The 12429-nt window shown below is 64.3% G+C and carries 12 protein-coding genes; 9 read left to right on the plus strand and 3 right to left on the minus strand.

The window, feature by feature from the left end; all coding sequences use genetic code 11:
• Positions 1-4: 4 nt before the first annotated feature.
• From AC1DN9_RS00775 to AC1DN9_RS00785, 3 genes are read left to right on the plus strand one after another with little or no spacing between them, the layout of a single operon-like run.
• Positions 5-169: a hypothetical protein gene (locus tag AC1DN9_RS00775; RefSeq protein ID WP_478096343.1), complete on the plus strand. Its 165-nt coding sequence runs from the start codon at positions 5-7 to the stop codon at positions 167-169.
• Entirely contained in the window at positions 166-1887 is a 1722-nt protein-coding gene (locus tag AC1DN9_RS00780) for a Cj0069 family protein (RefSeq protein WP_478096345.1), read from the plus strand. The genes AC1DN9_RS00775 and AC1DN9_RS00780 overlap by 4 nt, the downstream gene beginning before the upstream one ends.
• A gap of 3 nt (positions 1888-1890) precedes the next feature.
• Complete coding sequence (locus AC1DN9_RS00785; RefSeq protein ID WP_478096347.1) at positions 1891-3573, plus strand: ABC1 kinase family protein; 1683 nt, start codon at positions 1891-1893, stop codon at positions 3571-3573.
• A gap of 22 nt (positions 3574-3595) precedes the next feature.
• Here AC1DN9_RS00785 and panD read toward each other — a convergent pair whose 3' ends face one another.
• Both panD and AC1DN9_RS00795 read right to left on the minus strand, forming a co-directional pair.
• On the minus strand, positions 3596-3997 hold the full coding sequence (panD, locus tag AC1DN9_RS00790; RefSeq protein WP_478096348.1) for an aspartate 1-decarboxylase: 402 nt from the start codon (positions 3995-3997) through the stop codon (positions 3596-3598).
• A gap of 126 nt (positions 3998-4123) precedes the next feature.
• Positions 4124-5509 carry an aldehyde dehydrogenase family protein gene (locus tag AC1DN9_RS00795; RefSeq protein ID WP_478096350.1) on the minus strand — a complete coding sequence of 462 codons (1386 nt, stop codon included), beginning with the start codon at positions 5507-5509 and terminating at the stop codon, positions 4124-4126.
• 285 nt (positions 5510-5794) lie between these two features.
• Here AC1DN9_RS00795 and AC1DN9_RS00800 point away from each other — a divergent pair, with 285 nt between their 5' ends.
• From AC1DN9_RS00800 to AC1DN9_RS00825, 6 genes are all read left to right on the plus strand, one after another.
• Positions 5795-7645, plus strand: a complete 1851-nt coding sequence (locus tag AC1DN9_RS00800) for an ABC transporter ATP-binding protein (RefSeq protein WP_478096352.1) — start codon at positions 5795-5797, stop codon at positions 7643-7645.
• Positions 7646-7653: 8 nt separating this feature from the next.
• Positions 7654-8670 (plus strand): phospholipase D-like domain-containing protein, encoded by a 1017-nt coding sequence (locus AC1DN9_RS00805; protein WP_478096354.1) that lies wholly within the window; start codon positions 7654-7656, stop codon positions 8668-8670.
• Positions 8671-8682: 12 nt separating this feature from the next.
• Positions 8683-9396 carry a hypothetical protein gene (locus AC1DN9_RS00810; RefSeq protein ID WP_478096356.1) on the plus strand — a complete coding sequence of 238 codons (714 nt, stop codon included), beginning with the start codon at positions 8683-8685 and terminating at the stop codon, positions 9394-9396.
• A gap of 66 nt (positions 9397-9462) precedes the next feature.
• Positions 9463-9870, plus strand: coding sequence for a hypothetical protein (locus AC1DN9_RS00815; RefSeq protein WP_478096358.1), 408 nt, complete (start codon positions 9463-9465; stop codon positions 9868-9870).
• 60 nt (positions 9871-9930) lie between these two features.
• Positions 9931-11145, plus strand: a complete 1215-nt coding sequence (locus tag AC1DN9_RS00820) for a pyridoxal-phosphate-dependent aminotransferase family protein (RefSeq protein WP_478096360.1) — start codon at positions 9931-9933, stop codon at positions 11143-11145.
• Positions 11146-11157: 12 nt separating this feature from the next.
• Positions 11158-11412 (plus strand): hypothetical protein, encoded by a 255-nt coding sequence (locus AC1DN9_RS00825; protein ID WP_478096362.1) that lies wholly within the window; start codon positions 11158-11160, stop codon positions 11410-11412.
• 15 nt (positions 11413-11427) lie between these two features.
• On the opposite strand, the gene AC1DN9_RS00830 is transcribed toward AC1DN9_RS00825, so the two are convergent.
• Positions 11428-12327, minus strand: coding sequence for a LysR family transcriptional regulator (locus AC1DN9_RS00830; RefSeq protein ID WP_478096363.1), 900 nt, complete (start codon positions 12325-12327; stop codon positions 11428-11430).
• Positions 12328-12429 lie beyond the last annotated feature (102 nt).

A 12429-nucleotide genomic window follows, 5' to 3' on the forward strand; every position in this document is an offset into this window, starting at 1 on the left:
TACCGTGGCGCAAGTGCCGTTCAACAACTTCGAATGCCTGCGCGAAGGTGGCACAGCCTGGTTGATGGCTGTTCAGCCACGCTCCGCCGAGGTGGCCACGACCTACCGTCAGCTTTTCGATCGCAGCGAGGACTATGCCCAGCGGAACAATGACGAGCCCGCGCCATGACCACAGCACGCCCCGTTTCAGTGGCCTTGCTCTACCCGGGGGACCGCGCGGCACGCGACCGAAGCGACCCTGGCGAAAGCCGCTTTGCGCCGCTATTCACCGCATTCGCAGCCGCCGACGTGGCCGCCGAACCCGCCGTCTACCACGATGACTTCGCCGATGAGGTCGCCGTGCAGTTGCGAGGCGTCGACGCCGTGCTCGTCTGGTGCAACCCGGTAGAGGCCGGCCGCCGCCGTGACCGGCTCGACGCCGTCTTGCGTGAAGCCGCGCACGTCGGCGTCTTCGTCAGCACGCATCCGGACACCATCCTGCGCCTCGGGACCAAGGACGTGCTGGTCGAAACACGCGACCTGTCCTTCGGCAGCGATGCGGTCCACGTCGACAGCCTCGACGAGCTCGCAGCCGGCCTGCCCGATCGCCTGTGCCACGGAGCGCGCGTGCTCAAGCAATATCGGGGGCATGGCGGGATCGGCGTGTGGCGGGTCGAGCGCATCGAAGACTCGCCGCTGCTGCGCGTGCGGCATGCGCAACGCGGCAGCGAGGAGGAGCACATCGACCTGCCGACATTGCTCCAGCGCATGGCGCCGTATTTCGAACCTGCTGATGGCGGCCACATGATCGACCAGGCTTGGCAACCGCGTCTGGTCGACGGCATGGTGCGCGCCTATTTGGTCGAGGACCGCGTGACCGGCTTCGGCCACCAGGCGATCAATGCCCTGTACCCGGCACGCTTGGGCGAAGCGGCACCCACGCCCGGGCCACGTGTCTACCACGGCGCCGATCTGCCGCGATTCCAGACGCTGAAGCGCCAACTGGAAACGCAATGGATCGCGCAACTGCAACAACGCCTCGGGTTGACGCGCGCGCAGCTGCCGATGCTGTGGGACTGCGACTTCATGCTCGGCGAGTCGACTGCCGATCAACCCGAACGCTTCGTGCTCTGCGAGATCAACGTCAGTAGTGTCTCGCCTTTCCCGCCTTCGTCGATCGAGCCGCTGGTGGCGGCCGTGAAGGCGCGAATTGGTCTATCCTCTCCTCCCCATCGTTTCACAGGAGGGCGCGAAATGACCGATCCCACAGCGCCGGCGGGGAACGCTGCCTCCGCGCCGGCTGAAGCGCAGGCCGAAGAACAGGCGATCCGCGAGCGGGTGCGCGAACTGACCGCGCAGATGCTGGCGGGCGGTCGCCTCGACACCGAGGGCGTCAAGGAAGTCGTGCGGACCATGAGCGGCGGCGTGTCGAAGCCGCCGCTCGAGGGCGCGCAGGCACGCGAGGCCTTCTCGGAGGCGATCCGCGGCCTTGATGAGGCGCTGCACGCTTCATCGCTGGCGACCCACGCGGCACTGCAGGCGCTGGTGGCGCGCGGCAAGGAGTTTTCCGACAACGATCTGAAGAATGCGTTCGCGGCCCTGCAGATACTGCAGCAGGACTACGTCGCGGTCGCCGACCGGATTGCCGATGCCACCACCGGCAACCTGCGCCGTGAACTCGTCGATCTCTCGCTGCATGCGCAGCGTGTCGGCGCAGATGCCAGCGTGCGCTTCGCGCAGGTGATGAGCGAATTCGCCAATCGCATCGGCTCGTATCGCGCGGGTTCGGCGCCAGGGATCGACTCCGTGCGCCAATACGGCGCCCACATGACGATGCTCACCAGCGGGCTGCTTGCCGGATTCGCAGACGCGCTGCGCCAGCAGTCAGAAATCAAGAAAGCGAAGTAGGTCGTGCGCGAGGCCAGTGCGGTGCGTGACCTGCCGCGCCTCCACGAGATCAGCCTGGTATTCATCCGCCACGGACTCGGCGATCTCGTGCGGCGGCTCGGCGTCGCCTCGCTCCTGGAGCGCGCTGGCGAAATACTCCATTGGGGCCAAGTGACGCACAGTGCGCAGCTCGAACCGCAACAGCGTCTGCGTCTCGCTCTCGAAGAGCTCGGCCCCACCTTCATCAAGCTGGGGCAGATGCTCTCGCTGCGCGAGGACCTGCTTCCACCGAAGTGGACAACGGAACTCGCGCGCCTGCGCAGTAACGCGGCGCCGGTGCCGTTCGAACAGATCCTGCCGGTGATCGAGCGGTCGCTCGGCATGCCGCACGCGGAAGCCTTCGTCGATCTCGAAGAGGAACCGACGGGGGCCGCCTCTATCGCGCAAGTACATCGTGCGCGATTGCACGACGGCCGCGCGGTCGTGTTGAAGGTCCGCCGCCCTGGCATCGAAGCCAAGGTAGAGGCCGACCTGCGGCTTCTGTCGCGTCTCGCGCAGTTCGTCGAAAAGGAAGTACCCGACATGCGCCGCTATCAGCCGGTGCACGTCGTCGAAGAGTTTCGCCGCTCGACAATGCGCGAGCTGGATCTCGCCACCGAGGCGCACAACATCGAGCGCTTTGAACGCAACTTCCGGGGCGAGCCACACGTCCTCATCCCGCACGTCTTCCCGCAGTGGACCAGCGAAGTGATGAACGTGCAGGAGCACATCGACGGCATCAGCGGCGAGGACTTGGCCGCGGTGGAGCGTGCCGGACTCGATCTCAAGTTGCTCGCGGAGCGCGGCGTTGACAACGTGCTCAAGATGATTCTCGAGGATGGCTTCTTCCAGGCCGACCCGCACCCCGGCAACGTGATCTACCTGCCGGGCAATCGCATCGCGATGATCGACTTCGGAATGACCGGCAGGCTGTCGCTTGGGCGCCGCAATCAGATCATGGATTTGCTGGCCGGGATCACGCGCCGCGACAGCGAGCCGATGGTCGACGTGCTGCTCGACTGGGCCGGTGCAGAGGCGGTCGATGAAGAAGGGCTCGCCGCCGACGTCGACGAACTCGTGGCCGATTACGGCGATCTGCCAGTCAAGGACATGCGCATCGGCGAATTGATCGGTCGAATCACGGCGATGCTGCGAACGCACGGCATCGTGCTGCCACCCGACCTCACGCTGATGTTCAAGGCGCTGATCACACTGGAAGGCTCCGGACGAAAATACGATCCGGAGTTTGTGCTCGCCGACCGGCTGAAGCCCTATGTCGAGCGCGCGCTCGCCGCGCGCTACGCGCCGACGGAATTGGGGCGCCGTGGTGGCGCGGGAATCGGCCAGTTTCTCGATCTGATGCGAGCCATGCCGCGCGACCTTGCGCGGTTGCTCAAGGATGCGCGCCGCGGCCGCCTGCGAATGGATTTCGATCTGAAGCGGCTCGACATCTTCGTGCACAAGCTCGACCGTACGATCAACCGCATCACCATCGGCATCATGACCGCCTCGGTCGTCATCGGCTCATCGATCGTGATGACGGTCACCTCCGGTCCGCAAGTCTTCGGCATCCCGATCTTCACGGTGCTTGGCTCGTTTGGCTATCTGCTCGCATTCGTGAACAGCGTGTGGGTCGTGCTGTCGATTTGGCGTACGCGGTCGCACTGAGAGCGGCCAGGTGCCTGGGGCATCAGACCGCGACAGCCTCGCTCGAGGCTGCTTGCACGGGGACGTGCGCGCGCTCTTCCTTGATGCGGTTGGCGTCGTCGACGAACACCAGCTTCGGCCGATGCGTGGCCACCTGCTCCTCCAGCACCAGTCCGAAGGCCGCGATGATGATCAGGTCGCCCACGGCGGCGCGCCTTGCGGCCGAGCCGTTGACCGAGATGATGCCGCTTCCACGCTCGCCGCGGATCGCGTAGGTCACGAAGCGCTCGCCGTTGTTGATGTTCCAGATATGGACCTGCTCGTTCTCCGTCAGGCCGGCGGCGTCCAGCAGGTCTTCGTCGATGGCGCAGGAGCCTTCGTAGTGCAGTTCGCAATCAGTGACCGCGACACGGTGGATCTTGGACTTGAGCAGCGTACGGAACATGGGGGAAAGCTCTTTCTCTCTGTACAAAGGGATGAACGAGCGAACGATAACCGACCTTTGCGCTACGCCGGCGTGCGTTTAAAGCCTTGAAGATGTGGCAGTGCGAGGGTCATGAAGCCGCAGCGACTACGGCATCAGCTTGTTCACGACGGTGCGCTCGAGGCCATGCTTCTCGTAAGGCGGATAGCGCACGCCAGGGTCGACACTGCTGCTGTGATGGAGCACGCCGCGCGCATTGGTGAAGGCTTCGAAACCCCATCGCCCGTGGTATTTGCCCATGCCGGAGTTGCCCACGCCACCGAACGGGAGCTCCGGAAAAAGCGGATGGATGGCGCAGTCGTTCACTTCCGCGTCGCCGGAGCGCGTAGCCGACAGGATCTTGTCGGCCACATGCTTGTCCTCGGCGAATATGTAGAGGCCGAGCGGGCTCGGACGGCTGTTGACCCATTCAATGACCGCCTCGACCGAGTCGATCTCGAGCACGGGCAGGATCGGTCCGAAGACTTCTTCCTTCATGATCGGAGAGTCGATTGCAACGTCCACCAGCACGGTCGGCGCAATGTACAGCTCATCAGGGTCGGACTGACCGCCGGCGACCGCCTTGCCGCTCCCAAGCAGGCCGGCGAGGCGATCGAAACTGCGGCGGTTGATGACGCGTCCATAGTCCGGGCTCTGCTTCGGGTCATCGCCGTAGAACTCGCGGATCGTGTCCTTCATGTGCTGCACGAATTCGTCCTTGACTTCCGGCCATGCCAGCACGTGATCGGGCGCGGTGCAGATCTGGCCCGAATTCAGGAAGCGCCCATAGGCAATGCGCCGCGCGGCCGATTTCAGGTTGGCCGACGAATGGACGATGGTGGGGCTCTTGCCGCCGAGCTCGAGCACGCACGGCGTCAGGTTTTTGGCCGCGGCCTGATGGATGATCTTGCCGACCGGCGGACTGCCGGTGAAGAAGATCATGTCCCACTTCTGCGCAAGGAGTGCCGTGGTCTCGGGCACGGCGCCTTCGACGACCGCGACCGCGCGCGGGTCGAAGTACTTCGGCACCAGGCGCGCCGCGGCGGCCGCGCAGTGCGTGGCGATCTCGGAGGGCTTCAGCACGGCCGTGTTACCTGCGGCCAGTGCAGCCACCAGCGGCCCGAAGACGAGCATGAAAGGTTCGTTCCACGCGCCGATGATCAGCGCGACGCCCAAGGGGTCGCGATTCACCCGGATGTAGCCGGGCTCGAACACCAGCGGCATCGGTTCGTGAATCGGCTTCATCCAGGTGTCGATGTGCTCGAGCGCGTAGGCGGCCTCCTTCGCGCAATAGTCGACGTCCATCAGGTCGGCGTCGTTCGGGTTGCGCCTCAGGTCTTTCCAGAGCGCGTCGCACAGTTCGTCGTGATGGTCGGTGAACAAGGCCTTGACCGCTTCCAGCTGGGTCTTGCGCCACGCCGCGGGTCGGGTATGGCCTTCCAGGAAGAAGGCTCTCTGGCTGGCGACGAGTGGGGCGAAGTCGGGAGATGACATGTTGATGGGCTCCTGTTGCAGATAGGCGAGAGACCGGCGCCGCCATCGAAGGTCGACATCGAAGGTCGACATCGTCGAACCGCGCATACGACGGGTCAATCCCGGTGGCCACGGGTGAGTGCATCAAATCGCGAGGCATCACGTACGTGTCAGTAGGTGGCCCCCGGGATGTGCCGTCGGCACATTCGAATCGAAAATCCAGGCAAGCCAGCCCTTGGGCCATTCGCCATGTCAATACCGATTCCCTCCGAAGCGACGGTTGCACCTGAACCGCCGGCGGCGCCGTTGGATTCAGCGACCGTTGTCGCCACCCGCGCCGCCAAGGCGCAGAGGCAGGACATGACGCACCTCGTGCTGGCCTTGATGAAGCCTTATCACGCCTGGCTGGTGATCGTGCTGATCGCGATGCTGATCGAAGTCCTGATGAGCCTGGCGGCACCCTGGCCGCTCAAGCTGGTGCTCGACGACGCGCTCGGCAAGCACCATTTGCCGTCGTGGCTGGAATGGGCGCACCAGCTTGGCATTGGCCGCCACACCCTCGGCGTCGCATTGTTCGCCGGTATCGCGACCCTGGTGATCGCGGTCATCGGCGGCATCGCGACCTACATCGACAACTACTACACCGCCAGCATCGGCCAGTGGGTCGCGAACGACCTGCGCCTGCGCATCTACGAGCACCTGCATCGGCTGTCCCTCGCGTTCTACGACAGCGCCAAGACAGGGACCTTGATGTCGACGATCACCAGCGATGTGGGGACGGTGCAGAACTTCGCTTCATCGTCGACGCTGGGCATCACCATCGACCTCCTGACCATCATCTTCATGTTGGGCTTGATGATCTGGCTGGACTGGGACTTCACGCTGATCGCGGTGGCGGTGATGCCCTTCCTGCTGCTGTTCGTGTTCCGCTTCAAGAAGGCGGTGAAGGAAGTCACGCGCGACGTTCGCGCGCGGCAGAGCGAGGTCGTCGCCGTCGTCCAGGAAGGCCTCGGCTCGGTGCGCGCGGTCAAGGCCTTTGGTCGCCAGGACCTCGAAGTGACCCACATGGAAGCCGCAAGCCACGCCACGGTCGAAACCGCGTTGCGGGCGCGGAAGGTCAAGTCGCTGTTGTCGCCGGTGGTTGCCGTCGTGGTTGCGTTCTGCACCGGCATCGTGCTGTGGAAAGGCACTTCGCTCATCATCGCCGGCGCGATGACCGCGGGCGCGTTGACCGTGTATCTCGCCTATCTCAACAAGTTCTTCAAGCCGGTGAAAGACCTCGCCAGCATGGCCAGCACGATCGCGCAGACGACGGTGGCACTCGAGCGGATCCAGAAGATCCTTGGCGCCGACGAGGTCATCCATGAGCGACCCGACGCTGTCGATCCGGGTCGGGCCGAGGGCAAGATTACCTTCGAGCACGTGGCCTTCGGCTACGGTGCCGACGAGCCGCAGGTGCTGCGCGACGTTTCGTTCACCATCGAGCCCGGCCAGGTCGTGGGCATTGTCGGGCCCACCGGCAGCGGCAAGTCGACCGTGGTCAGCCTGATGCCGCGCTTCTACGATCCCACCGGCGGGCGCGTGCTGATCGACGGCCACGACATCAGCAAGTACAAGCTCGCCGCGCTGCGTTCGCAGATCGGCTTCGTGCTGCAGGAAACCGTGCTGTTCCGCGGCACCATCGCTGAAAACATCGCCTATGGAAAGCCGGGCGCCAGCAAGGAAGAAATCGTCGCCGCGGCCAAGCTTGCGAATGCCGATGAATTCATCAGCCGCATGCCCCACGGCTACGAATCGGTGGTGGGTGAGCGCGGCGACACCTTGTCCGGCGGGCAGCGCCAGCGCATCGGCATCGCGCGCGCGGTGATCCGCAACAGCCCGATCATGATTCTCGACGAGCCGACCGCCGCGCTCGACACCGAATCGGAGCGCCTCGTGATCGAGGGTCTGACACGGCTGATGAAGGGGCGGACCGTGATCATGATCGCGCACCGGCTCAGCACCATTCGCGACGCCGACAAGATCATCGTCCTGAAGGACGGCGTCGTGGTCGAAGAAGGATCCAATGACGAACTGGTCGCGCTCGGCGGCGTGTACGCCGAACTGCACCGCATCCAGTACGAATCCGAGCCGTCCACCGTTGCCGTATCCGCATGAGGCCCACCATGTCGCACAAATTGATTGTCCTGCCCGACGATACGGCGAAGCCCATCCTCGATGCGATCAACGCGGCGAAGATCGCGCTGAACATCCGGATGTTCCTGTTCACCGACGAGACGCTGCTCCAGGCAGTCATTGCTGCCAAGCAACGCGGCGTCAAGGTCCGCGTGATGCTGAACCCGGCGCGCCGCAGCGGCGAAAGCGAGAACGAGGAATCACGCGACAAGCTGGTCGCCGCAGGCATCGAGGTGCGCGACAGCAATCCGAAGTTCAGCCTGACCCACCAGAAGTCGATGGTGGTCGACCATCAGACCGGCTTCGTCGAGTCGCTGAACTGGGAACCGAGGGACTTGACCGAGACGCGCGACTACGCGGTCATCACCACCCACGACCTCGAGACGCGCGAAATGGTCGCCTGCTTCGACGCCGACTGGGCGCACGAGGACTTCGCGCCTCACGCCGAGTCGCGGCTGATCTGGTGCCCTGACAACGGCCGTGAGCGCGTGGCCGCTTTCGTCGATTCGGCACAAAGCACGCTCTGGGTGCAGAACGAACGCTACCAGGACATGGTGATCATCGAACGACTGGTGCGCGCGGCCGTGCGCGGAGTGAAGGTCCACATCCTGACCAAGCCACCCCATTCGCTGAAGGTCGACAAGCTGATCGAGGGCGTCGGCGGCCTTCGGATCCTTCAGGATGTCGGCGTCAAGGTGCACACGATGAAGCATCTGAAGCTGCACGCGAAGATGATGCTGGCCGACGGCAAGCGCGCCATCGTCGGGTCGATCAACCTGGCGCCCGGCAGCTTCGATGGCCGGCGCGAACTCGCGATCGAGACCGACGATCCCGGCACCGTGCAACGGCTGGAGGAAACCGCGCAGCGCGACTGGGAGTCCTCGCACAAGATCGATCTCAGCGATGCAGGTCTGCTGCAGGATCTCAAGAAGCGCGAACTCGATCCGAGTCATCTCGTGCTCGACGGAAGCTCGAGCCAGCCAAAGAAGCACAAGGGCAAAGGCTGAAGGCTGAACTCGATGAAGGTGCGCACTTGCGCTCGCGCGGTCCTCGCGGCCGCGGCGTGGCTCTCGCTGGCCAGCACCGCGCTTGCAGCCGCTCCTGCGGAGTTCGCCATTCGCTGGGACCCGGCCGAAGGCGGGCCGAAGACGATCGAAGAGGTGGCCGACCTGCTTCAGTTGCCTGGCGGGAAACACAAGGCTTTCAAGGTCCGGTATTTCTCGATCAAGCAGCCTTCCGATGCGGCCGGTGGGTACACCGCCATCGTCCGGCAGCGGTCCTCCGGGCATGCGCACGAATCCATGTACAAGGAACGAAGCGCCCAACCGTTCCCGGGTGCCGATGCGCTGGCCGGTTGGACGTGCCCATTTCCGACCCAGGCGAGCGCGAAGGCCAAAAGTGAAGTCGATGTCGGTTGGACGGCCGACGGCGGAACGAGGAAGAGCTACTCGCTCAGCTGCCAGGTCGACGGCGAGGTCGAGCTTCTCTTGCCGGCACGGTTCATGGCAAAGCCTCTCGGCTGCACCAGCCACGTGCTGCGCGCGCAGTCGAAAGGCATCAAGATCGAACGCTGGAGCCTGCCCAAGGGGGCGCTCTCCATCGAGGTGTCCTGGAATGGGGAGGACACCGCCGCCGACCTGGAGAAATTTGCGGGCCGGGTCGCGCGTCCGCTCATGGAGCGTGGCGTCAAGCCTCTGGACGAAAGCAAGACGGCGCTGGGCAGCGGTTGCTAGTGTCGGTGCGTGAGCTGAGTCGTCGTGCGCGCGTTGGTACCAGCGAATTCAGCCAAGGAGCACGGTATGTCGTTCATGAGTGATCTTCTCGCCCAGCCAGCCAACTTGTCCATGGCATCGAAGTACTCGGTGATGAACGGCTATATCTACCTCGGGGCCGGAGGCCTGCTCGTTGTGTGGCCGGGCGCGGTGCAGACGCTCTTGTTCGATCCACCTTTCGTTGGAAACGAAGGGGCGCTCTTCCGGGTGCTCGGGATGACGGTCGCCGTCATCGGCTGGCTCTATGTGTTCGGTGGTCGTTCCGGGGGGCGGAATTTCGGCCCCGCTTCGGTGCTCGACCGGGTGATCCTCGTTCCATTGGTGCTCGTGCCGTTGGTGATCGCTGGCATATTTCCACATACGTTTGGAGCCTTTGCGATTCTTGACCCCGCCCTCGGCATGGGTGCCTGGATGCTCCACAGTCGCAGGACGTGACTACTGGCACGCTCCGCCGAGCGTTAGCATCGGCGCTCCATTGCCTCGAGCCATCCCAGCATGAACGACTCCACCCGCCTGCCAGGCCACCGATTCCTGCATTCCCCCGGCCCGACTCGGGTGCCCGACGAGGTCCTGCACGCCATGAGCCGCCAGCCGATGGATCTGGGCGACCCGCGCCTTGACCGATGCATAGCGTCTTGTGAGACCGGACTGAAGCGCCTGCTCGGAACCGAGCAATCAGAGGTGTACCTTTATGCCGCGAACGGCCACGGCGCCTGGGAGGCGGTGATCGCCAATCTGATAGCGCCGGGGCAGGCGGTGCTGGTGGCCGGCACCGGGCACTTCTCGGAATCCTGGGCACTGCAGACCGAAGGCATGGGCGGCCGCGTGATTCGCACGCCGTGGGTCGAAGGGTTGCCGATCGATCCGGCCGATGTCGAGGCTGCGCTGCGCAATGACGCGGAACATGAGATCGCCGCGGTCTTCGTCGTCCACACCGACACGGCCAGCGGCATCACCAGCGATCTGGCCGCGTTGCGAGCGGCGATCGATCGAAGCGGACATCCGGCGCTCCTGGTGGTCGACGTGGTCGCATCGCTCGCGGCCGCACCGTTCGCGATGGATGCGTTGCGCATCAATGTCGCGCTCGGCGCCAGCCAGAAGGGGCTGATGGTGCCACCGGGGCTCGCATTCGTCGCGGTCGATGCGCAAGCGATGGAAGTCTCTCACCGCAATCCAGCGCCTCGCTTCTATTGGGACTGGCGGCGGCGGCAAAGCCCGCAGTCGTATCGCAAGTTCTGCGGCACGCCGCCGCAGAGCCTGCTGGCCGGCCTGGAGGCATCGCTGGAGTTGATCTTCCGCGAAGGCCTTGACGAAGTCATCGCGCGTCACCGACGCATCGCTGACGCGGTGCATGCGGCGGTCGATTGCTGGAGCGAGGCGGGTGCGCTGCGCTACTTTGCCCGCACGCCGGCATCGCGCTCGGTGTCCGTCACAACCATCGCAGTCGAGCCAGGCATCGACCCGGAAGCGATGCGCGGCGTCGCGCGCGAGCGTTTCCAGGTCGCGATCGCTGGTGGTTTGGGTCCGCTCTCGGGCCGCGCGTTCCGCATTGGCCATCTGGGCGACATGAACCCGGCAATGATCCTCGGCTGCCTCGCAGGTGTCGAGGCGGCGATGACGGTACAGGGCATTCCCTTCGGCCGTGGAGGCATGGAGCGCGCCGTCGCCAGTCTGGCCTCGGATACGCTGGCCCTTCCTCACCAAAATTGAGGATGCTTTTCCATGGACACAGGCAAGAAACTCCGGGATCAACAAGAACAAGAGGAATCTCGGATGGAATCGATGCACTGGTTGTTCGTGTCCGCCTTCATTGCGTTTGCCGCCGGTCTCGGGTGGCTTCTCGTGATTCGCCCTGTGTACCGCGTGTGGGGCTCGCTGAACGACCGGATGGCCGATCAGGTCACCCAGTCGGCCGAACTGCTGAGGGATTGCGGTGCGGGGGGATCCGCGCCCGGGCGCCTCTCGACGATTCGCTGATACGTCGCGGGCGGGTCATGCCTTTTGTTGTGCGGGCACGTGGCGCGCCAGTTCGATGAAGGCCTTCAGGTAGTCCACTTCCAGGTCGGACTCGCGTGCTCCGAGAAAGATTTGCTTGGCGATTCCATGGCGGCCGAGCCGGACAGGAACGATCTCCAGCTTTCCCGCGTACTCCTCGACCAACCAACGGGGGAGGGCCGCCACACCTCGGCCGCTGGCCACCATCTGCAGCATGATGTCCGTCGTCTCGATGGTCTTGTGGCGCCTGGGAGTGATGCCGGCCGGCATCAGGAATTGGTTGTAGACGTCGAGCCGTTCGGCCGCCACCGGATAGGTGATCAGGACCTCCGATGTCAGTTGCCTCGGCTTGACATAGGGGGCTGACGCCAGCGGATGGCTGGCACCGACCACCAGGACCTGTTCATAGTCGAACACCGGCTCGAAGCGCAGACCCGGCTTGAACAGCGGGTCGGGCGTTACCAGCAGGTCGATCTCGAAACCGAACAGCGCGCCGATGCCGCCGAACTGGAATTTCTGCTTGACGTCGACATCGACGTCGGGCCACCCGGCCAGATACGGCGCCACCACCTTGAGCAGCCACTGGTAGCAGGGGTGGCACTCCATGCCGATGCGCAGCGTGCCACGCTCGCCCTGGGCGTATTGCCGGAGACGTTCTTCCGCGACGTCGAGCTGAGGCAGAACCCGGTTGGCCACGGCGAGCAAATATTCGCCGGCCTGCGTGGGCCGAAGGCTGCGGCCTTCACGATGCCAGATCGCAGTGCCCAGCTGCTGCTCGAGTTTCTTCATCGCATGGCTCAGGGCCGACTGGGTGAGGCAAAGCGTGGCCGAAGCTGCGGTGAGGGAGCCTTGCCTGGCGACTTCCTGCACGATGGACAGATGAATTCGCTCCAGCATTTGGTATGAATGAAATTAATCGATCGTTGAAATAAGACCATTTTACTTCATGGACCTCGGAACCTAGGATCGCGTCTTCCCGCAATCCGAAGCATTCGAAGC

This window comes from Variovorax sp. 05L425 (assembly GCF_056397705.1).